The organism is Qipengyuania aestuarii (assembly GCF_019711535.1).
Taxonomy (GTDB): domain Bacteria; phylum Pseudomonadota; class Alphaproteobacteria; order Sphingomonadales; family Sphingomonadaceae; genus Qipengyuania; species Qipengyuania aestuarii.
Genome location: NZ_JAIGNP010000003.1, coordinates 808319 through 829666 on the forward strand (window position 1 = coordinate 808319; position 21348 = coordinate 829666).

The 21348-nt window shown below is 62.7% G+C and carries 20 protein-coding genes; 4 read left to right on the forward strand and 16 right to left on the reverse strand.

The features are described from left to right. Positions 1 to 3 precede the first annotated feature (3 nt). The 6 genes from K3175_RS13710 to K3175_RS14305 all read right to left on the reverse strand — a co-directional run bounded on the left by K3175_RS13710 (position 4) and on the right by K3175_RS14305 (position 3387). Positions 4 to 1065 carry a M48 family metallopeptidase gene (locus K3175_RS13710; RefSeq protein ID WP_221544018.1) on the reverse strand — a complete coding sequence of 354 codons (1062 nt, stop codon included), beginning with the start codon at positions 1063 to 1065 and terminating at the stop codon, positions 4 to 6. Between the two features lies 1 nt (position 1066). Then, positions 1067 to 2152: a YjgN family protein gene (locus K3175_RS13715; protein ID WP_221544020.1), complete on the reverse strand. Its 1086-nt coding sequence runs from the start codon at positions 2150 to 2152 to the stop codon at positions 1067 to 1069. A gap of 104 nt (positions 2153 to 2256) precedes the next feature. Next, entirely contained in the window at positions 2257 to 2448 is a 192-nt protein-coding gene (locus K3175_RS13720; RefSeq protein WP_221544022.1) for a helix-turn-helix transcriptional regulator, read from the reverse strand. After that, positions 2445 to 3035, reverse strand: coding sequence for a hypothetical protein (locus K3175_RS13725; RefSeq protein ID WP_221544024.1), 591 nt, complete (start codon positions 3033 to 3035; stop codon positions 2445 to 2447). Before K3175_RS13725 ends, K3175_RS13720 begins: the two co-directional genes overlap by 4 nt. Then, positions 3032 to 3217, reverse strand: a complete 186-nt coding sequence (locus K3175_RS13730) for a hypothetical protein (RefSeq protein WP_221544025.1) — start codon at positions 3215 to 3217, stop codon at positions 3032 to 3034. Before K3175_RS13730 ends, K3175_RS13725 begins: the two co-directional genes overlap by 4 nt. Positions 3218 to 3252: 35 nt before the next feature. Next, positions 3253 to 3387: a hypothetical protein gene (locus K3175_RS14305; RefSeq protein ID WP_282098263.1), complete on the reverse strand. Its 135-nt coding sequence runs from the start codon at positions 3385 to 3387 to the stop codon at positions 3253 to 3255. Between K3175_RS14305 and K3175_RS13735 the strand changes: the two genes are divergently transcribed. The 3 genes from K3175_RS13735 to K3175_RS13745 all read left to right on the forward strand — a co-directional run bounded on the left by K3175_RS13735 (position 3377) and on the right by K3175_RS13745 (position 8087). Beyond that, positions 3377 to 5044, forward strand: a complete 1668-nt coding sequence (locus tag K3175_RS13735; protein WP_221544027.1) for an alkaline phosphatase D family protein — start codon at positions 3377 to 3379, stop codon at positions 5042 to 5044. The genes K3175_RS14305 and K3175_RS13735 overlap by 11 nt on opposite strands. Before the next feature lie 259 nt (positions 5045 to 5303). Continuing rightward, complete coding sequence (gene thrS, locus K3175_RS13740; protein WP_221544028.1) at positions 5304 to 7334, forward strand: threonine--tRNA ligase; 2031 nt, start codon at positions 5304 to 5306, stop codon at positions 7332 to 7334. 6 nt (positions 7335 to 7340) lie between these two features. Continuing rightward, on the forward strand, positions 7341 to 8087 hold the full coding sequence (locus K3175_RS13745) for a sulfite exporter TauE/SafE family protein (RefSeq protein ID WP_221544030.1): 747 nt from the start codon (positions 7341 to 7343) through the stop codon (positions 8085 to 8087). On the opposite strand, the gene K3175_RS14310 is transcribed toward K3175_RS13745, so the two are convergent. The 9 genes from K3175_RS14310 to glnE all read right to left on the reverse strand — a co-directional run bounded on the left by K3175_RS14310 (position 8084) and on the right by glnE (position 18461). Further along, a complete protein-coding gene (locus K3175_RS14310; RefSeq protein ID WP_282098264.1) occupies positions 8084 to 8212 on the reverse strand; it encodes a hypothetical protein in 129 nt (42 codons plus the stop codon). The two genes, K3175_RS13745 and K3175_RS14310, sit on opposite strands and share 4 nt — an antisense overlap. Before the next feature lie 34 nt (positions 8213 to 8246). Next, on the reverse strand, positions 8247 to 9248 hold the full coding sequence (locus K3175_RS13750; protein ID WP_221544032.1) for an agmatine deiminase family protein: 1002 nt from the start codon (positions 9246 to 9248) through the stop codon (positions 8247 to 8249). A gap of 88 nt (positions 9249 to 9336) precedes the next feature. After that, complete coding sequence (locus K3175_RS13755; RefSeq protein WP_425594854.1) at positions 9337 to 11049, reverse strand: flotillin family protein; 1713 nt, start codon at positions 11047 to 11049, stop codon at positions 9337 to 9339. Positions 11050 to 11088: 39 nt separating this feature from the next. Then, positions 11089 to 11730 carry a YqiJ family protein gene (locus K3175_RS13760; protein WP_221544036.1) on the reverse strand — a complete coding sequence of 214 codons (642 nt, stop codon included), beginning with the start codon at positions 11728 to 11730 and terminating at the stop codon, positions 11089 to 11091. A gap of 264 nt (positions 11731 to 11994) precedes the next feature. Further along, the gene (locus K3175_RS13765) at positions 11995 to 13542 is read right to left on the reverse strand and encodes an acyl-CoA synthetase (protein WP_221544038.1); all 1548 of its coding nucleotides are present in this window, start codon (positions 13540 to 13542) and stop codon (positions 11995 to 11997) included. Positions 13543 to 13710: 168 nt separating this feature from the next. After that, positions 13711 to 14391 (reverse strand): M23 family metallopeptidase, encoded by a 681-nt coding sequence (locus K3175_RS13770; RefSeq protein ID WP_224812656.1) that lies wholly within the window; start codon positions 14389 to 14391, stop codon positions 13711 to 13713. A 145-nt stretch (positions 14392 to 14536) separates the two neighbouring features. Next, a complete protein-coding gene (locus K3175_RS13775; protein ID WP_221544042.1) occupies positions 14537 to 15325 on the reverse strand; it encodes a ferritin-like domain-containing protein in 789 nt (262 codons plus the stop codon). Continuing rightward, entirely contained in the window at positions 15322 to 15792 is a 471-nt protein-coding gene (locus K3175_RS13780) for a peroxiredoxin (RefSeq protein ID WP_221544043.1), read from the reverse strand. The genes K3175_RS13775 and K3175_RS13780 overlap by 4 nt, the downstream gene beginning before the upstream one ends. Then, positions 15789 to 18461 carry a bifunctional [glutamate--ammonia ligase]-adenylyl-L-tyrosine phosphorylase/[glutamate--ammonia-ligase] adenylyltransferase gene (gene glnE, locus K3175_RS13785; protein WP_221544165.1) on the reverse strand — a complete coding sequence of 891 codons (2673 nt, stop codon included), beginning with the start codon at positions 18459 to 18461 and terminating at the stop codon, positions 15789 to 15791. The genes K3175_RS13780 and glnE overlap by 4 nt, the downstream gene beginning before the upstream one ends. 115 nt (positions 18462 to 18576) lie before the next feature. On the opposite strand from glnE, the gene K3175_RS13790 reads away from it, so the two are divergent. Further along, positions 18577 to 20283 carry a M28 family metallopeptidase gene (locus K3175_RS13790; protein ID WP_221544044.1) on the forward strand — a complete coding sequence of 569 codons (1707 nt, stop codon included), beginning with the start codon at positions 18577 to 18579 and terminating at the stop codon, positions 20281 to 20283. A gap of 76 nt (positions 20284 to 20359) precedes the next feature. Here the strand turns inward: K3175_RS13790 and galU are convergent, their stop codons facing one another. After that, positions 20360 to 21238 (reverse strand): UTP--glucose-1-phosphate uridylyltransferase GalU, encoded by an 879-nt coding sequence (gene galU, locus K3175_RS13795; protein ID WP_221544045.1) that lies wholly within the window; start codon positions 21236 to 21238, stop codon positions 20360 to 20362. Between the last annotated feature and the right edge of the window lie 110 nt (positions 21239 to 21348).

Genomic DNA, 21348 nt, shown 5'->3' on the forward strand with positions numbered 1-21348 from the left:
CGCTCAGAAGAAGAGATCGAAGCTCTCTACATCCGGATCCTGTTGGCACATGTCTTTCAGTGCCTGAAACTCCGCGGCGGTTAGAACCGGCTCGAACGTCTTCCCGCGCGCTGCGGCGCGATAGGCCTTGGCGCGTTCGGCCGGCCCGGGATGGCTGGACACCCAGCCGGTCAGCCCTTCGTCATCCCCGCCCAGGCGTTCGAAGAAGCGGGCCGCACCCAGCGGCGAAATCCGGCTCTCGGCCATGCGCTCGCGCGAATATTCATCCGCTTCGCGTTCGGCGTCGCGCGAATATCCCATCGCCGCCAGGCCAAACATCGTGTCGCCCACCGTTGTATTCGCGCCGGACAGAAGGATGGTCAGCCCGAACTGCCGCAGGAGAGCGGTCATGACGTGCCGTTCGCGGACATGACCGACTTCGTGGCCCAGCACGCCGGCCAGCTCTTCGGGGCTTTCGGCATCCTGCACCAGCCCATCGAACAGCAGGACCTGTCCGCCCGGCAACGCAACCGCATTGACCATGCCGATATTGGCGACACCGGCCCGCACTTTCTCCTGTTCCGGATCGACCTTGGCCAAGAGCTTGGTCAGCGCTCGGTCACCATCGCGCGTATGGCACAGGCGGTTGCCGAAATCTCCGACCATCGCATCGCCAAGATTACGCTCCCAGCTTTGCGGGATTCGCGGGCCGAGCCATTCGGGCGCTGTCATGAAAAGCGCGACAGCGGCCACGCTGACTGCGGCGAAGATGGCAGTTGCCTTGCCGAGGCCAAGCTTGTCCACCCAGGCACCATAGGTCTGCCGTTCGGGCAGTTTCGAAGCAAGGCCGGGCGGCAGATCGGCAGGCAGTATGAGGCGGAAATCGGGTTCGCTTGCCCGGCGATAGACGGTTTCGCCAAGGCGCTCTTCACCGAACTCCAGATCGGCGAAAGGCACTTCCAGGCTGCCGCTCGCTCCGCGTAGCCGAAGCAGACCGCCGCCATCCCAGATTGCCTCGCCCTCATGCTTGATGGCGGTATGACCGTCATACCACTGGGCAAAGCTCTGGAATGCCGGTTCGCTCATGTCAGATCGCCCCCATGTCGAAGGCGTCGAGCAGTCCTTCGCCATGCTTCGCGGTCCTGGTGGTGGATTGCGTCAGTTCATCAAGCAGGATGTTTCCGTCTGCCTGCATGTGCACGATGAAGAACTTCCAGTGGCGATAGGAAAGGAAGATGAAGCCGATGCCAAGGGTCAGAACCACCAAGACGAAGTCGCCGAGATACAGCTTGATCCAGTCCGCAGTCGACGCTTCGAAACCGAATCTGAGGTCTTTCCAGCGCGCCGATCCCACAACTTCGCGGAAATATTTGGCATAGAATGCCGCCGCGATCAGACCGAGGGCGAAAAACCATACGAAGAGCGCGATGGCGATGCCGAGGCCCACGCCGACACCCGTGCCAGCTTCTCCGCCCAGCCCGAAACCGATGCCGCCGCCCGTGACGGCTGCGATCGCCATGGCGACAAACAGGAGGATCGGCGCGAGATAGAAGAGGAGATAGCGTCCGAAGATGTCGCCCGACTGGGCATCGGCATCGAAATGATAGGGGCCGAAGCTCATCTTGTTCCAGCGCTCGTTCCACAGGCTGGTCATGGACCATGGCACGAGCAGACCCATCGGGAGCTGACCCACGATGGTTTTCCAGAGATAGGACCAGCCGAACTTGAAGCCTTGATCATTGCTACCCCCTCTGATGCCGCGCCAGCGGGTCCGTGACATGCGATACCGCAAGGCACGAAACTGGGCGACGCCGGTGAGATAAAGAATGAAAAAGAACGATCCGGCAGTGAGCAACACTGCCCAAAGTGCCTGGCCCCGCGCTACCAGCGCTTCCGACACCATACCGATAAGCGAGAAAGGCAGGAAGAAGAGCAGCATGACGAGGACGAAGCCGATGAAAAGCTCCATTCCCTTGCCGGTCCATTCGAGCCGTTCGTCCACGAACCTAGTATGGGCCCACAGATATTTGCGTTCGCGGGTCGTGGCCCAGAAGCGGTAAATGCCCAGCGTGACGATGGTGAGCAAAAGATTGGGCAGAGCGATTTTCGCGAAATCCTGCCAATTGCCGTCGAAGCCGAACGCACTGTCGGCGTCGTTATTCTCGTAATGCATAAATAAAGGCGACCCCCGTAGCCGAATGCCTGTTGTATTCCCGTCCGGAACCGACATTCCAAGGAGGCATCGTTCAAGTCAAGCGAGGTCGATACAAATCGTGTTCAGTCACGCAAAAAGATCTCCTCGATAGCCAGTTCGAAAAGGTCGGCGATCCTGAATGCGAGCGGCAGGGAAGGATCGTAGCGGCCTTTCTCGATCGCGTTCACGCTCTGGCGGCTGACTTCCAGCTGGTCGGCGAGGTCCTGCTGGCTCCAGTTGCGTTCGGCGCGCAGGACCTTGAGGCGATTATTCATTCACCGCTCCTGTTCTGCCACGCCTGGCCGATACCCATACCGAAAGCCCATATCGGGACAGACCACCAACCCGGAACATGCGGTACAAGTTCGAAGGTCTCGAGAAACCCCCAGAAGCTGCCGATGGCGAGTACAAAGCCAAGCCCAATGAGCGAGGCAATAATTGCCCGGTAGCGAAGATATTCGTCGTTTTCCTCTTTAAGATAGCGAGCCATTACAAAGATCATCCAGAAAATCGGGATGATCGGTAGCATCGCGAGCAACCATGTGAATCCAGTCGAAGGATCAAGATTACGCCAGACCGAAAGAGCAATACCCAGCCCAAGCAGATAGGCGAGCGAACTGGCCATGATTCCTTTCGTGTACCGGACTGCCGCCTGGTTGGATCGGCTGGCTGTTTTGCTCGCTTCAAGAGAAGCGCGAAAGCAGAGCACCATCAGAACCAGCGGAATGATAGCGAGAATATAAATCGTGGATCTGTCGATCGTGCCAGAGAACTTTAGCCCGAGAATGGCAGCCGCAGTGCCGACCGATAGGCCGCCCCACATACTAGCACGGCGGGACCTCGTTTCAGCGTCCGCACTCATGCCTTGCTCCGCCCCAGAATGTTGCAGCAACGGTCGCGGCCCAACCATGCCCCAGGGAACATTGCGAGAAGGGCAAGGGGCGCAAACTGCGCTACCTTTTCCGGGACAACATCGAAGATGGCGAGAAGCCCCACACCTATCATGGCGGCCGCGAGAAGCAGGCTTTTGTAAATCTGTTTCATGGCAAGATTCCTTTTCTTTGTGTAAAGGGTGTTTGTCATATCGGAATTTGAATGTCAAGCACCCTTTCCATTAAGTAAAGCTCACCCTGGTGTTTTGAAAAATCGCCTGTCACGAAGTTGCCACGCGCTTCGGTCATCCGGCGCGCAAAGGAGATAGCCATGTCGCTCACCGCACCGCCTGAATCAGCCTGCCTGCCCGCACTCGATCGTCGCACCTTGCTCAAAAGCGGTGTGCTCGGAGCTGGCCTCGCAGCGACGCCTGCCATCGCGCAGACCGGGCGCTCCTCGCAGGGCTTCACCCACGGAGTGGCCAGCGGCGAACCCGGTCGTGATCGCGTGTTGCTCTGGACCCGGTTCGCGGCCGCGCAGGATACGCCTCTTACCTGGCAGGTGCTGGAAGCCGATTCCAACCGCCGGGTCATGGCCGAGGGCGAGGTGCGCGCGTCCCCGGACAACGATTACTGCTGCAAGGCCTGGGCCACCGGTCTGGAGCCGGGCCGCTGGTATTATTTCCGCTTCGTGGCGCCGGACGGGACAATGTCCGATCTGGGCCGGACCCGCACTTTGCCAGCAGGTCGCGCAGCCAGCTGGAAGATGGCCGTGTTCTCCTGCTCCAACATCGGCTTCGGCTGGTTCAATGCCTATGCCCACGCCGCGGAGGCAGGCGATTTCGACTGCGCCTTGCACCTCGGCGATTATTTCTACGAATATCCGGCCGGTAATTATCCTTCCGCCGAACAGACGGCTACCGGGCGTAATGTGCTCCCGCAGAGCGAAACGGTGTCACTGGCCGATTATCGCAACCGTTTCGCGATCTATCGCAGTGATCGCGACCTGCAGCGCCTGCACCAGCTTTATCCGATGATCGCCGGCTGGGACGATCACGAAAGCACCAACGATAGCTGGGAAGGCGGCGCGCAGAACCACCAGCCGGAAACCGAAGGGTCATGGTCGGTGCGCAAGGCCGCCTCGATGCGAGCATACCGTGAGTGGATGCCGGTTTCGGACGAGCCATGGGCCGAATACCAGGTGGGCGATCTGGCCACCCTCTACCGCCTGGAAACCCGCCTGACCGCCCGCGCGGAGCAATTCGATTACACCAGCATCCTCAAAGGCAGCGGCTCACCCGAAGAAACCGTGGCCCGTCTGGAGGCGTTCCGCGACGGTACCTATCTCGACCCGGCACGAGAAGTGCTCGGCACAAGGCAGCAAGCCTGGCTGGCCGAGGGGCTGAAACGTTCGCGCCGCGAAGGCACGATCTGGCAGGTGCTGGTCCAGCAGGTCCTGATGGGCAAGGTCAGCAGTGCAACATCGCTCAATGACCGGCTTTCCGTCGGCGTGCCCGATTACGTGCTAGAGAGAATTCGCAACAGCGCCTTTGCCAGCGAAGCGGGATTACCGCTCAACATGGATGCATGGGACGGGTATCCGGCGGCGCGGGCAAGGGTATTCGAAGCTGCGCTCGATGCCGATGCCAATCTAATCAGCCTGGCGGGAGATACGCATAATGCCTGGGCGTTCGACCTGGGTCACGGTGGCCAGAAGGTCGGGGTCGAATTCGGCGGCCATTCGGTCACCTCTCCCGGCTTTGAGGGCTATCTCCCGCAGATTGCCCCCGAAGATATCGCCAGGGCTATGGTGGAGCGCAATTCCGAGCTCCAATTCATGGACAGTTCGCAGCGCGGCTACATGGCCGTCGAACTGACCCCTGGTAGTGCGAGCAGCGAATATCGTTTCCTTTCCAGCGTGAAGCAAAAAGGTGCCGGCATGGTCGGGACCAAGCGCATTTCGACCCTTGCCGGCGCGCGCCGCCTCGACATGGCTTGAGGAATCACGCGGCCTCGCTTATCTGCAGGGTCATGATGCAGGCGCGCAGCACCTTCACAACTACCACCACCCCGGCGCTCCGGGGGCGGCTGCTCGCTGCTTAGCGAAGCACCGCCACCCGGTTTCGGGTGGCTGGCGTTTCCTCCCGAAATCGCGAAATTCTCCTGAAACGCCGCTTCAAGCGCGTGGCTTCCTGTGCCATGGGCCTCCTCAAGTCGAGGCCGGACCAGGAAACCCTCGCAACCAGACGGATGAGACGATGACGGAACTTCTTAAGATCAGCCTGCCCGATGGATCGGTGCGCGAAATGGAACCCGGCAGCACGCCCGCCGACGTTGCCGCCGCGATCGGACCGGGCCTCGCCAAAGCCGCCATCGCCGCGCGTGTGGACGGCGAACTGCGCGACATCAACCGGCCCTTCGACGGCGATGCGGAACTCGCGCTGGTCACCACCCGCGACGAAGAGGACGCTCTCGAACTCGCCCGCCACGATTATGCCCATGTGCTGGCCGAAGCGGTGCAGTCGCTCTTTCCCGGCACGCAGATCACCTTTGGCCCCGCGACGGACGACGGCTTTTATTACGATGTGAAAGCGCCTGCCACGCGCGAGCCTTTCTCCATGGACGATCTGCCCGCGATCGAGGAGGAGATGCGCCGGATCATCAAGGCCGACAAGCCGCTGACCCGCGAAGTCTGGTCGCGCCAGCAGCTGATCGAAAAGTGGGAATCCGAAGGCGAGGTCTTCAAGGCCGAATGGGCAAAGGAACTGCCCGAAGGCGAGGAACTGACCGTCTATCGCAGCGGTGAAGACTGGCTGGACATGTGCCGCGGTCCGCATCTGGCAAGCACGGGCAAGCTCGACCCGCAGGCTTTCAAGCTGATGCGCGTTGCCGGGGCATACTGGCGCGGGGACCAGAAGAACGCGCAGCTCACACGCATCTACGGCACGGGCTGGCTCAACAAGAAGCAGCTGAATGCGCACCTTACGCGGCTGGAAGAAGCCGCGAAGCGCGACCATCGCAAGCTTGGCCGCGAGATGGATCTCTTCCACCTTCAGGAAGAAGCGCATGGCAGCGTCTTCTGGCACCCCAACGGCTATCGCATCTGGCGCGAGCTGGAAGCCTATATGCGCCGCAAGATGGACGGCGCCGGCTATCAGGAAATCAAAACGCCGCAGTTGATGGACGTGCGCCAGTGGGAGCAGTCCGGCCATTGGGGTAAATATGCCGAGAACATGTTCGCCGTGCCCGACATCGTCCCCGAAGTCGACGGATTGGGTGACGATAACGATGGTCAGGGGGCATCGCCCAAGGTCGCCGACGATGCGGACTGGATGGCGATCAAGCCCATGAACTGCCCGGCCCACGTGCTGGTCTTCAAGCAGGGTATCACCTCTTATCGCGACCTGCCGATCCGGCTGGGTGAAATGGGCTGCTGTCACCGCAACGAACCGCACGGCGCGCTCCACGGGCTGATGCGCGTTCGCCAGTTCACGCAGGACGATGCGCATATCTTCTGCACGGAAAAGCAGGTGGTCGAAGAGGTTCGTGCCTTCTGCCGGCTGGCCGATGCCGTCTACAAGGATTTCGGCTTCACCTATGAGGTCAAGCTGGCGCTGCGCCCCGAGAAGCGGTTTGGAAGCGAGGCCGACTGGGACAAGGCCGAGCAGGAATTGCGCGATGCCGTCGCCGAGGCGGGCATGGCGAACGAGGACTACGGCTGGGAAGAATTACCCGGCGAAGGTGCCTTCTACGCCCCCAAGCTCGAATGGCATCTGACCGACGCCATCGGCCGCACCTGGCAGGTCGGCACGATTCAGGGCGACCGCGTCCTGCCCGACCGCCTCGATGCAAGCTATATCGGCGAAGATGGCGAGAAACACCGCCCGGTCATGCTGCACCGCGCAATCTTCGGATCGTACGAGCGCTTTATCGGCATCCTCATCGAGCACTTCGCCGGTCGTCTGCCTGTCTGGCTCGCTCCGACGCAGGCGGTGGTCGCGACGATCGTGTCCGACGCGGACGATTACGCGAGGGAAGCGGTTGCCAAGCTCGAAGCGGCTGGCATTCGCGTGGAAAGCGATCTCCGTAATGAAAAGATCAACTACAAGGTGCGCGAACATTCCGTCGCCAAGGTTCCGCACCTGCTGGTGGTCGGCAATCGCGAGGCCGAAGAAGGTACTGTCGCGGTTCGTACGCTCGGCCAGCAGCACCAGAAGGTGATGACTCTGGATGAGGCGATTGCCATGCTGAAGACAGAGGCGACGCCGCCGGATTTGCGCGAAGGCTAGGCCAACATGGATCTTCTGGCGGGCTACGGCCCAGCGGCGATCGCCGCCGCGCTGCTCGCAGCTTTCGGTTCCGCTTTCGTGCGGGGGCTGACGGGGTTTGGCATGGCGATCCTGCTCGTGCCGATCCTGGCGCTGGCCTTGTCGCCCGTGCATGCGGTGTTGCTTACCAACTTTCTGTCCGTTTTTATCGGGCTCACCGAGATCAGACGTTTGCTGCGCGGGGCAGAGAAATCTGCCTGGGCCATCATCGCATTGGTGGCGGCCACCACGCCGCTGGGCCTCTACGCGCTGGGTCTCACCACTCCGGCGGTGGCGCGTGTGGTCATCGCCTTCATCGCTCTGTCGGCATTCGGGGCGGTACTGCTTCCGCGCCGCAAAACCGCTGGCCATCATCCCGCCACTACCGGCGCGGTCGGGGTGATGAGCGGGCTGATGACGGGTTATGCCGGCATGCCGGGCCCCCCTGTCGTGCCCTATTACGTGGGGCGCGACATCCCGCGCGAAACGGCCAAGGCCTCGATGATGCTGATTTTTACCTGCGCATCGGCAACCGGCCTTGCGAGCGGGGCAGCGCTGGGCGTGCTCGAAGGATCGCTTGCCCTGCTCGCCCTGTTGCTATTCCCGGCCATACTGATCGGCAATTGGCTGGGAGACCGTGCATCCGGCAAAATTGAAGACCGCACCTGGCGCGTCTGTGTGGGGCTGGTCCTGGGCGGCGCTGCGGCAGCTGCGCTGTGGAAGGCCTTTGCTTAAAAGGGCAGTACCGGTCCCGCGAGGATAAGCGCGAGACCGCAGCCGCTCACCAAGGCAGTGCGCACCACTTCACCCAGCGGGAGCGCCGGGACGGTGGAGCGTGCGAGAGCGATAGCTTTTGCCATCCGCCTATTCTCCGCTCAAATTCCTTACGAAAAGTTAACTTTGCGTCGCGCGGGGCATTTGCTGGCTTGCACAATGGAAGCCGCCGCCGCCTGCAAGCACGGCATCGCCGCGCACGCCGACGGTGGCGCGGTCGGGGAAGAGTTCGGCAATGGCCGCCACGCCACCATCGTCATGCGGGCTGCCAAAGGTCGGGACGACGACGAGGTGGCTGGTTATCGCGAAATTGGCGTAGCTTGCCGGCTCGATCCGGTCGCCGCTGGTGACGAGGCCGGGGGAGGGGATTTCCTTGACGGTGATCCCGGCAGCCTCGGCCCGCGCTTTGGCATCGGCATAGATGGCAGCGTTGGGGTCGTCTTTCCCGGCAGCGCGCGGCAGGGCCAGCGTGTTGGGACCGACGAACCGCGCAAGGTTGTCGACATGCCCGTCGGTGTGGTCGTTGATGAGCCCGTCGCCGAGCCACAACACGCGGGTGAAGCCGAGGTCGCGCTTGAGGCGATATTCGAGATCTTCGCGGGTCAAATCTGGATTGCGGTTAGGATTGAGGAGGCATTGCTCAGTGGTGGCGACAAGACCGGTGCCATCGCCGTCGATCGCCCCGCCTTCGAGAATCCAGTCGGCGACTTCCAGTGGCAGACCTGAGTCTTCCGCCAGCTCGGCCCCGATAGTCTGGTCGCCTTCCATCAGATATTTCCCGCCCCAGCCGTTGAAGCCGAAGCGCCGCGCCGCGCGATTGCCAGCGCCATCGGTTAGGACCAGCGGCCCGGTATCGCGCAGCCACACATCGCCAAACTCGCGCCGTTCCAGCTTCACTGCGCCGCTGACGAGATCGCGCGCGCGCTGTTCGTTATTCGCATCGCGGACCAGCAGGCGTACTTCCTGTCCGCTTTCGGCCACGGCATTGGCGAAGGCCGCGATCTGCTCCTGCGCGGGCCCAAGCACTTCGGGCCATTCCTCCGCATCGTGCGGGAAGCCGATCCACAGCCAGTCCTGCGGTGCCCATTCGGGGGGCATGGTCCATTTGGGCGTTTCGCTCATGGCGCGCGGTTAGGCTGGGGCGGCCCCTTGGCGCAACAAAAAAGGGGACACCGCAGTGCCCCCTTTTCCCGTTAGCGTAACGTTCTGATCAGGCTTCGGCGCTCTCGCCTTCGCCCTTCGCCTTGTCATTGGCCGGAAGGGCTTTGGGCTCTTCCTTGGTGTCCGCAACATCGTCGTGGACATCGAACCCGCCGGTCTGTTCGGCCGGACCCTTGACGAGATTGTTAAGGCTCGAGCCGTCGAGGCCCAGTTCCTTCATCAGCCCGTCGAGCACCGGGGCCTGCGCACGGTAGGCAAGCGCTGCGCTGACCGCATCGGTGGCAAGGTTGCCCGAGCCTCCGCCCGATCCGCCTGCACTCGCGGCTGCGCCTTTTCCGCCGCCATTCGTAAGCCCGTCGACCTGGACGATCTTGATGCTTTCGATGGCTTCCATCGGCTTGGCGCTTTCGCGTACCAAGTCCGGCAGGACCTTGAGCAGGGCCAGCTTGGTCTGCAGGCTGATCTGGTCCGAGGACAGGATATTGGCCGCCTCGTTGATCGCCTTCTGACCCGCAGCCTCGACTTCGAAGCGGACGCGCGCAGCTTCTGCCCGCAGCTTCTCGGCCTCCGCCTCGCCCTGCGCTTCCAGCCTTGCGGCTTCGGCGCGGTTCGATGCGGCGTCCTTTTCGGCTTCGGCATCGACGCGGATCTTGATCGCGTCACGCTCGGCCTGCTTCGACGCCTCGATCAGCTCGATGCGCTTCTGACGCTCGGCGATCTCGGTTTCGCGGGCCGTGCCGACCTGCTCCTCCGCGGAGACCGCCTTGGCGCGCGCCTCGTCGGCATCTGCCTTGGCCTGGCTTTCCTCGCGGCTCTTGTTCTGGACCGCGATCTGCTGCTCCTGCCGGGCGATTTCGAGCGCCCGCTGCTGATCGATCCGTGCCTCTTCGACGAGCCGGTCGGCTTCGATCTGCTGCGCATCAACCTGCTTCTTCGCTTCGATCCGCGCTGCATCGGCCTCGCGGGTCCGCTCGGCCTGCTCGCGGGCGATTTCCGACGACTGGGCCGCGCGGCGCACCTCGACTTCGCGTTCCTGCTCGAGCCGCGCATATTCCTGGTCACGTTTGATCTGGAAGCTCTTCTGGTCGGCTTCGAGATTCTTCGTTTCCATCTGCACGCGCGTGTCCTGCTCGATATCGTTGCGCAGTTTCTTGCGCGCTTCGATCTGCTCGGTCAGCTTGGTCAGACCTTCGGCGTCGAAGGCGTTGTTTGCGTTGAAATGCTCGATGCTGGTCTGGTCGAGACCGGTCAGCGAGACCGATTCCAGTTCCAGACCGTTCATCGCGAGATCGTTGGACGACACCTGCTGCACCTTCTGCACGAAATCGGCACGCTGTTCGTGCAACTCGTTCATCGTCATGCCGGCAGCCACGCTGCGCAGCGCGTCGACGAACTTGCCTTCGACGAGGTCCTTCAGCATTTCCGGCTGCATGGTGCGCTGGCCCAAGGTCTGCGCGGCCATGGCGATGGCTTCGCTGTCGGGCTTCACGCGAACGTAGAATTCCGCCTTCACGTCGATCCGCAGGCGGTCGAGCGTGATCAGCGCCTCGCCGTCGCGGCGGACGACCGAAAGCACCAGCGTGTTCATGTTGACCGGCATGGTTTCGTGGAAGACCGGCAGCACCAGAGCGCCCCCGTTCATCACGACCTTTTCGCCGCCCACGCCGGTTCGCACGAAGGCGATTTCCTTCGAGGCGCGGCGATACATCTTCAGCAGGAAAGTGATGATGATAACGGCAAGGATCACTCCTCCGCCGATCATCACCAGCGATGTTCCGATTAGACTTTCCATTCTTACCCCCTATTGTTCGATTTGTGTTGGCGACAGGCGGCGCTCGGCGAGCGCGGTCGCATAGAATTGGCCACCCTCGCGGCGGACGAGCAGAACCTCGTCGCCAGCGTGGATTTCCGATAATGCCTCATGCGGTTCGACCATCACGTGATGCGTCTGGCCATGCACGTCCTTCACTTTTGCGCGTGCGGGAGATCCTGCCCGGGCAATACCGTCGGTGATGGTGGCACGGCGGCCGATGAGGCTTTCGGTGCTGACCGCAGTGGTGTGATCCTTCGGCAGGATACGGCCCAGCGGACGGGCGAACACACCGGTGACCGGAAGCGCGGCGACGCCCGCTATCACGGCGGCAAGCCAATCGTAGAGCGGGCTACCGGTAAGGCTTGTCGCCAGTTCCTGCACCGAAAGGCCGATGCCTGCGAACAGGAACAGGAACAGCGCGAGCCAGATCGTGAGCGGGACCCGTCCGATGCCGAGCAGCGTCAGCAGCCCATCGAGCATTCCCGCATCCGGCAACCCGTCGCCATCGGCATCCAGATCGAAGTCGGCATCGCCGAAATCGGCGATCCCGATCAACTGTACCACTGCGAGGATCAGCATGATGACCAGAGCGGCCGCAAACGGCATGTTGTGCGGCTCGAGCAAAGTCATAAAACCCCCCTTTCTTGGCGCAGGAAGACATGGTCTCCGACTGCTGCCGAAAACCTATCGTCCTACTGTTGTATCCATGTGAATCACTTACCAGAACGACAGCTTCAACCGTAGAAATATGCGACGAACCGAGTTCGATTCTTCCCGCAATATCGCGGGTTTGCGAAGGGTTGGTTAAATGACGCCCGTCTTTTGGCAGGCGCTCTCAGCCTGGACCTTCATCATGATCGATGGCGGTAAATTGCCTTGCCTTCGTGGCAGCTGTCAGGCCTGAGAGGCCACCTGTTCTGCCTTGCGTTCATATTCGTCACGCAGCTCGCGCTTGTAGAGCTTGCCATTCGCCTCGCGTGGCAGCTCCGGCCGGAAATCGAACAGTTTCGGCATTTTTATTCTGGACAGGCCGGTGGCCAGAAACTCGCGCAGTTCCGCCTCGAGGGCGCCGCCTGCATCGTCCATGTCTTTCGGTTGGACGATGGCGACGACCTTCTCTCCGAATTCGGCACAGGGCGCGCCGATCACGGCCGCGTCCATCACTTTGTCATGCGTCACCAGCAGGTTCTCGATTTCCTGCGGGTAGATATTCACTCCGCCCGAAATGATCATGTGGCTCTTGCGGTCGGTGAGGTAGAGATAGCCGTCGGCATCGATGTGGCCGATATCGCCGAGCGTCATCCAGCCTTCCGGATGCATCGCTTCGGCGGTCTTCTCGGAATCATTGTGATAGCTGGGAATGGTCGCATTCTCGAAGAACAGCAAGCCGTCCTCGCCCGCCGGTAATTCCTCGCCATCTGGGCCGCAGACATGCAGCGTGCCGTAGATGGCTTTGCCCACGCTGCCGGGATGGGTCAGCCATTCCTCCGCCTTGATCAGCGTCATCCCGATGCCCTCGCTGCCGGCGTAATATTCGTTGATGATCGGGCCCCACCATTCGATCATGGCCTGCTTGATGGGCACCGGGCAGGGCGCTGCGGCATGGAGGGCGCGCTGGTGGCTGGAAAGATCGTGGCCTTCGCGCTCATGCGGTTCCAGCTTGAGCATGCGGACGAAATGGGTCGGGACCCACTGGCTGTCGGTAACCCGGTATTTCTCGATCGCTTCCAGTGCGTGGACCGGATCGAATTTTTCCATCACCACGACAGTCCCGCCGAGCCTTTGCGCGGTGGTGCACCAGCCAAGGGGGGCAGCATGATAGAGCGGTGCGGGTGAAAGATAGACCATGCTACCGTCCGCTGGCATGCCTGCGCCCATGACCGCCAGACCGACCAGCGGATTCACTGCTTCGATATCGTCGGTTGGCGGGGCCGCAGGGCGCACGCCCTTCGGCGCACCTGTCGTCCCGCTGGAATAGAGCATGTATTGCCCCGGCGCCTGATCGGGTATCGGCCGGGCAGGCTGCGCCGCCAGCCTGGCCTCATAATCTTCCTCGCCTTCCCCGCCCACGATCAGCAGGTCGACTCCGGCGCATTGTTCGCGGATGCCCGCAATCACGGGATCGAATTTTCGCGTGGTGACCAGCAGGCCGACTTTGGCATCCTTCATGATGTAGCAGATTTCCGGTGCGGTCAGCCGTGTCGAGATCGGCACCAGCATGGTGCCTGCGCGCTGCGCGCCCCAGACGAGCGGCAGGTAGTGGATGGTATTTTCCATCAGGACGCCGAAGTGATCGCCGCGCTTAATGCCGTTCGCACGGAGGAGCTGGGCGAAGCGATTGGCATAGGCGTCCATCTCGCCGTACGTCATCGTCTCCCCGCTCCCCGCCATTATCAGCGCGGGATGATCGGGGCGGGTTTTCGCATGCTGGATCGGGTGCATCGGCGGTCCTCTCTCGTGCCGGCGGTCCTCATTGGCGGGACTCGTCCGGTTGCATTGAGAAACCTACCTTGAGAATCGGCAGGGGCAAGAGAAAAGGGCAAAGCAAAAGGGCGGCCAGGTCATCCCTGCCGCCCTTTTCGATCTGCGCAATACTTTGTGCCGTTCGACTTATTCTTCGTCGTTACCGCCCTGGCCGCCTTCGGTCATTGCAAGCGCGAAGGCCTGCTGTGCCTGCGATTCGACCATATAGGGAACCGGGTTGACGGCCTGCCCGTCGATGCGGACTTCATAATGAAGGTGCGGGCCGGTCGAACGGCCGGTCGAACCGACATATCCGATCACATCGCCCTTGCGCACTCTAGTGCCCTCGGCAACGGCGATGCGCGACATGTGGGCATAACGCGTCTGAATGCGGGCACCATGTTCGATCGCGACATAGTTGCCGTAGCTGGAAAACGGTGCGGCCTTGGAGACATAACCGTCCGCCGTTGCATAGATCGGCGTGCCGGTGGTGGCTGCAAGGTCGACGCCCTTGTGACCCATGCGGCGCTTCAGAACCGGGTGGGTACGATCGCCATAATCGCTGGTCATGCGTGCATCATGCAGCGGCATGCGCGACGGGACCGAAACCATCGGCTGGGCCGACATCGTCTGACTGGGATTTTCCCAGCGAGCGAAAAGCTCGGTAAACTCGGCGTCACCTTCGTCGGAAGTGGGCGATGCCACCTTCGATACGTCGATCGCGCCAGTAGCAACCGCGGTGTTCGTGTCAGCCTGCGCAGGGGCAGCGGCGATCGTAAGACCTGCGGCAGCCACGGCGAAAGCAAGCGTTGTGCGCTTGGTATTCATGCTAAACCCGTCCATCCAGCGCGGGTTGACCCCGCGCCCCTTGTCCTGGATCGGAAAGGGCGTCCCGGCCGCTTTCCGATCTTTTTTCAGTCCCGCCGGAACCCCCCGGCATCTCGTGAGTTTGGTTTTTGCTGGAAAAGGTTAATCAGACAATACCTTCGTAGAAGTCCCGCGATAAACCGGCTGCCGAACGCGCTGAGTCGTTGAATGGTGGCTTCAGACCCCCCGAAAAGTGGATTTTGACCAAATTTCGCCATGATTCCGGCGGGTTTTCATCGCGCGTGGCGCAGATGCTTCGGAAATGCTTGGCGCCGAAAGCGACATGGCGGATTTCGTCGTCAAGGATTCGCTGAAGAATTTTCGCCCCGTTTTCATCACCTTGCGTACGGACCCGCTCAAGAGTGGCGGGAGTAACGTCCAGCCCCCGGGCCTCGAGCACCATGGGAACGATGGCGAGCCGGGCCGCGACATCGTGGGCGGTGTCTTTCGCCGCACTCCACAATCCATCGTGAGCAGGCAACGCTCCGTAGGTGGACCCCAGCGAATCGAGTTTTCGCTCGAGCAGCGCGAAATGCATCGCCTCGTCGGCCGCGACCGAGAGAAAGTCCGCAACGAAGTCCTCACCCATCGATTCGCCGAAACGCCCGGCCATGTCCAGCGCGAGGTCAATGGCGACGAATTCGATATGCGCCAGTGAATGCCACAGGGCCAGGCGGCCCTTTTCGGACCCACCCTTGCCCCGGCGGGGCATGTCGCGCGGCAGGCGCAGGTCGAGGTCGGACGGCCATTCGGGCCGATCGGGCATTGGACAATCGAAACGAATGGCCAGCTTTCCGGCGCGCCAGTCACGCGCCAGCTTGCGCGTGGCGAAGACTTTCGCCGACTTGTCGCCCGTCAGCAGAACCTCGCGGATGGCGCGGGAGACAGAGGTCATGCGCCTTGTGCGGCGGCCAGCACCTCTGCTGCGTGATCCTTGACCCGTACCTTGGGCCAAATGCGCAGGATCTTGCCTTCTGCATCGAGGAAGTAGGTCGAGCGGATCATACCCATATAGGTGCGTCCGTAATTCTTCTTCTCACCCCAGATGCCGAGTTCGTCGGACAGACCCGCTTCCTCTGCATCGGTGGCGAGGTCGACCGTAAGATCGTGCTTGGCGATGAAGTTCTGGTGCTTGCGCGCCGAATCCTTGCTCACGCCCAGCAATTGGGTTCCCGCCTTCTCGAATTCGGATTTGAGCGCGCTGAAATCCTTCGCCTCGGTCGTGCAACCGGGCGTATTGTCCTTGGGGTAGAAAAAGATGACGGTTTTCTTCCCAAGCAGATCGGCCTTGGTGACCGTGCCGCCGTCAGGCGTTTCCATCGTGAACTCGGGAAAGGCATCGCCTTCGGCATATGTCGTCATTGATCAAGCTCCAGTCGTTCGTCGAATAGGTCGTGCCAAACCTGCGCGACCACGCGCCGCTGGTCGGCAAGATGCGCCAGCAGGCCCTCGAAATCGCCGGTTTCGCATAGCCGGGCGAGAATTGCCTGCTGGGAGTCTGCCGGAATATCGAGATCGGGGGCGAGCAGCCGGGTACCGACCAGCAAGCGTGTCATCAAGACGTGTGCCGGGACTAGCTTCGCCAGATCGGGAATCTGCGCCAGGGCCTCGTCAACCGCCGGCATCAGTCCCACCCGGTCGCGCAGCTGCACGAAATGCACGAGGAACTCGGTATCCACCAGGCCGCCGCGCAGCAGCTTGGCATCAAGCGGTCCCTTGGCCGGCTTATGCGCCCCCATTTCGCCGCGCATCTTGAGCAGGTCGTTCTTGAGCGCCGCCGGATCGCGCTGCGCGCCAAGCACCTCGGCGAGAATAGCATCGATCTTCCGGACCGCTGCCTCGCTTCCGGTCAGCGGGCGGGCACGGGTCAGCGCCATGTGCTCCCACGTCCAGGCATCTTCCATCTGGTAACGCGCGAAACTGTCCAGATTGACCGCCAGCGGCCCCTGCGCCCCCTGCGGCCTCAGCCGCGTATCGACCTCGTAAAGAGCGCCTTCGGCCGTAGGTACGGACAGGGCCGCACTCACGCGCTGGGCCAGGCGGTTGAAATAGAGCGTTGCCCCCAGCGGCCGGTCGCCATCGCTTTCGCCATCGTGGCTGCCGGTGAACAGATAGACGATGTCGAGGTCCGACGCATAGGTAAGCGCGCCGCCGCCCAGCCGGCCGAGGCCGAGGACGACGAGTTCGCTGCCCTCGATGCGGCCATGCTTGCGAGCGAATTCTTCCTCCGCCGCCTCCTGCGCGCTCGCGATGGCGGCTTCCGCCACGCGCGAGAGGGCGGCGGCGACATCGAGCGGGTCATGCGCCGCCTCGATCAGCTGGACGCCCAGGGCGAAGCGCTTCTCTCCGGTCACGATCCGGATCCGATCGAGCCGGTCTTCATAGGTATCGCCGCGCTCGGACTGGACCATCTCTTCGATCAGGTCGCCGCGGCTGCCGGGCAGGTCGAGCGCGCTGCGATCGATCAGCGCATCGACCAGTTCGGGCCGCCGCGCGATCGCATCGGCCAGCGGCGGGGCCAGCGTCAGGCAATCCGCCAGCAATTGCATCAGCCCCGGCCGCGCTTCCAGCAGGCGGAACAGGTTGATCGCGCTGCTCATGCGCTGCAGCACGCTTTCCCAGCGCGCCACCGCCCGCTCCGGCTCGGGCGACGCGGCGAGCGAGGCCAGCAATCTGGGCCGGATCGCTTCGAATGCCGACAGCGCGGCCGTGCTGCGCAAGGGAGCATACCGCCCGTCGGTCCAGTCGGTCACGCGCTCGGTCAGTTCCGGAGCGAGCACCGCCTGCGATTGTTCTGCCACGACATGCGGCGTATCGACCGGGACGGAGACTTCATCCTCGGCCAGCAGGGCATCGTAGCGCTGGGCTACCGGCGCGGTGAGGCTGGCGATATGCTCCAGCCATGCCGCCCCGTCCGCATAGCCATCCAGCTGGGCGACATTATCCAGCGCCTCGCCGGCGGGAAGCGTATGGGTCTGCTGGTCGGCCACCATCTGCAGCCGGTGTTCGATGCGCCGCAATCCGTCATAGCTTTCGCCCAGAGCCCGCGCATCGTCGGCGCCGATCCGGCCCGTGGCCGCAAGCGCATCGAGAGCGGCGCGCGTATGCCTGCGCCGCAGCGACGGATCGCGTCCCCCATGCACCAGCTGATGGGTCTGGGCGAAGAATTCGATCTCGCGAATCCCGCCGCGCCCAAGCTTGACGTTGTAATCCGGCGCCGGTTCGCGCGGGCCGGACTGCTTGTCGCGAATGCGGTGCGTGAGGCGGCGCACCTCGTCGATCGCCCCGAAGTCGAGGCTGCGGCGCCAGACGAAGGGGCGGATATGGTCAAGAAAGGCTTCGCCCGCCGCGATATCGCCGGCGCAGGCTCGCGCCCGGATGAAGGCGGCCCGCTCCCACGCCAGGGCGCTGCTTTCATAATGCGTGATCGCGGCATCGAGCGGGATGGCCAGTGGGCTGACCTCCGATGCGGGCCTCAACCGCAAGTCCACGCGGAAGACATAGCCTTCGGCGGTCACCTCGGACAACAGGCGCACCACTTCGCGGGCATAGCGCTGCGCCGCTTCGCCCGGCTCGTCACGCTCGCGCCGCGGCAGGGTCTGCGGATCGTAGAGCAGGATCGGATCGATATCGGACGAATAGTTAAGCTCGCCCGCCCCATGCTTGCCCAGCGCGAGGCCGATCATGCCCTGCGGCTGCGCATCCGGCACACGCTTGAGGATCGCCGTGTCGATCGCGCGGTGCAGGGCGCGGTCTGCAAAGAGCGATAGCTCGCGCATGACCTTGTCCAACGCAAATGCCCCGGCAAGGTCGCCGACCGCCAGCACCAGCCCCAGCGCGCGCTTTTCCCGCCGCAGCGCAACGCCGACATCCTCGATACCCTCGCCCGCGTCCTTCGCCAGATGGAGCGCGTCATCAGCCTTGCCTGCAGCCAGCAGGGCGGCCAGCTCTTCATGTTTCTCGAGCCCGCGCGCGAGGAAAGGCGCGTGATCGCGCGCGCGCTTCAGCGCATCGGTCCATCGTGCAGCCATCGCCGTGGCTCTGCCCAAGCCTGCCGCATCGCGCAAGGCAGCAACTTGCGCCCGGGCGTCGCCCGGTGCAGAAGCTGCCGCAACGCAGACACGCAAACGAGAGGTTGCCCCAAGGATGATCCGCAAGTCCATCGCCGCAGCGACGGCGCTTATGCTCGCCGCCTGCAATGCCGCCATCGACGATGAACCGGGTTCGGCGCCCGGTCTCGATATCCCGGAAATCGCGAGTGGCGAAATTTCGGAAGAGACGATGAAAACCGTGACCGAGAGGCTTTCGTCGGACGAATTCGAAGGCCGCATGCCGGGTACCGCGGGCGAACGAAAAACGGTCGCCTATCTGATCGAACAGTTCAGGAAGGCGGGGCTCGAACCGGGCAACAACGGCAGTTGGACTCAGAAAGTCCCGCTGGTGGAGATTACCGGCAAGGATTTCGCCCCGCTCACGATTTCGGGCGCGAACGGCGAGCCGATGGAGCTGGCCTATGGCGATGACTGGGTCGGTGTCTCCTACAAGGGAGATGTCCAGACCAGCCTCGAAGACAGCGAACTCGTCTTCGTGGGCTACGGCATCGATGCGCCCGAGAAAGAGTGGAACGATTACGAAGGCGTGGACATGACCGGCAAGACCGCGGTCATCCTCGTCAACGATCCCGACTTCGGTGCGACCAGCCTCGACGGGCCCTTCGGCGGGAAGGCCATGACCTATTACGGCCGCTGGACGTACAAATATGAAGAGGCCGCCCGTCAGGGCGCAGCTGGCGCGATCATCATTCACGATACCGAACCGGCATCCTATGGCTGGAATGTCGTCGAAAGCAGTTGGTCTGGCCCGCAGGCCTATGCGCAGCGCGGAGAGAATGCCCCGCCGCTTACCACGATGAACGGCTGGGTGCAGAACCAGGTCGGCAAGGACATCATCAAGGCGGCGGGCAAGGATTTCGACAAGCTTGCGGCGGCGGCCAAGAAGAAGGGCTTCAAGCCCGTGCCGCTGGGCCTCACCGCTTCGACCAGCTTCCGCAATGACATCCGCACCTTCGAATCGCAGAACGTGATCGGCATCCTGCCGGGCACGGAACGGCCGGACGAATATGTGATGCATACCGCGCATTGGGATCATCTGGGCCGCTGCACGCCTGCCGACGATGGTGACGACATCTGCAATGGCGCGGTCGACAATGCCACTGGCACCGCCGCGCTTGTCGCGCTGGCCGAAGCACAGGCCAAGGCCGGGCCGACCGCGCGCAGCCTGGTGTTCCTGGCCGTGACGGCGGAGGAATCGGGCCTGTTGGGGGCGGATTATTACGCTGCCAATCCGGTCTTCCCGCTCGCCCAGACGGTCGGCGGGATCAATATGGATGCCTTTCTGATTGCCGGACCAAGCAAGGACGTGACTGTTGTGGGGCCGGGCAAGTCCCAGCTCGACCAGTTCCTCGAAGCGGCGCTCAAGGCCGATGGCCGTGTCGCAACGCCCAATCCCAATCCTGAAGCAGGCTCCTATTACCGCTCCGATCACTTCGCTTTCGCCACGCGCGGCGTGCCGATGCTTTATGTCGATGGCGGCGAGGACCTGATCGAAGGCGGCACGGAGGCGGGCAGCAAGATCGCGCAGGATTATCGCGACAATCGCTATCACGGGCCGAAAGACGAATACGATCCCAATTGGGACTGGTCGGGCGTGATGGCCGACCTGCAGCTATTCTACCGGCTCGGCCGGATGATGGGCATGAGCACAAGCTGGCCCAATTGGACCGAGGGTGACGAGTTCAAGGCGACGCGCGACGAGGCTTGCGCGGCGCAGGGTGCGGCCTGCGGCGGCGCCTGATCTGATCGGGACCAATAGGAAAAGGGCCGGCTCGCATTCGCGGACCGGCCCTTTTCGGTGGTGTCAGTAATGCCCCTTATTGGGCGAGGAGCCGTTCTGCGATGGCGCGCACTTCGGCGCCCATGTCTTCACGCTCCAGAGCGAGCGCGAGCGTAGCTTCCACGAAGCCCGTCTTGTTGCCGCAGTCGTAACGGTTGCCGGCGAAGGTCACGGCGTGGAATGGCTGCGTGCCGATCATTTTCGCCATGGCGTCGGTCAGCTGGATTTCGCCGCCCGCGCCCTTTTCCTGATCTTCCAATACGCGCATCACTTCCGGCTGGAGGATGTAGCGGCCCGAAATGATCTTGTTCGACGGCGCCTGTGCCACGGGCGGTTTCTCGACCAGGCCGGTGACTTCGGTCAGTGTGTCGCTGACCTCCTTGCCCGGTGCGATCACGCCATAGCTCGACACTTCCTCTTCGGGGATTTCCAGCACCGAGATGAGGTTTCCCCCCACTTCCTCATAGGCATCGACCATCTGCTTCATGCAGCCGGGCGCGCCGATCATCAGCTCGTCGGGCAGGAAGATCGCGAAGGGTTCGTCGCCCACGATGGACCGGGCGCACCAGATGGCGTGGCCCAGCCCCAGCGGGACCTGCTGCCGGACGGACATGATGTCCCCGGGCGTGGCGCGGGTCGGGTCGAGGACACCCATGTCCTTGCCGCGCTGGTCCATCGTCGCCTCCAGCTCGAAGGCGAGGTCGAAATAATCCTCGATGGCGGTCTTGCCGCGACCAGTGACGAAGATGATCTGTTCGATCCCAGCTTCGCGCGCCTCGTCGACCGCATACTGGATCAATGGCCGGTCGACGATCGGCAGCAATTCCTTCGGAACGGCCTTGGTAGCAGGCAGGAAACGAGTGCCGAGCCCCGCGACGGGGAAGACGGCTTTCTTGATCGGTTTGCGCTGGCTCATGTGGTGATGGCGTACGCCCTGGGCTGGAACAGGTCAATTACGTGGCGGTTCGTAACATCATGAAGGGGCGGGATGACACATGGATGACGCTTGTCAGCAGCCCCGAGACA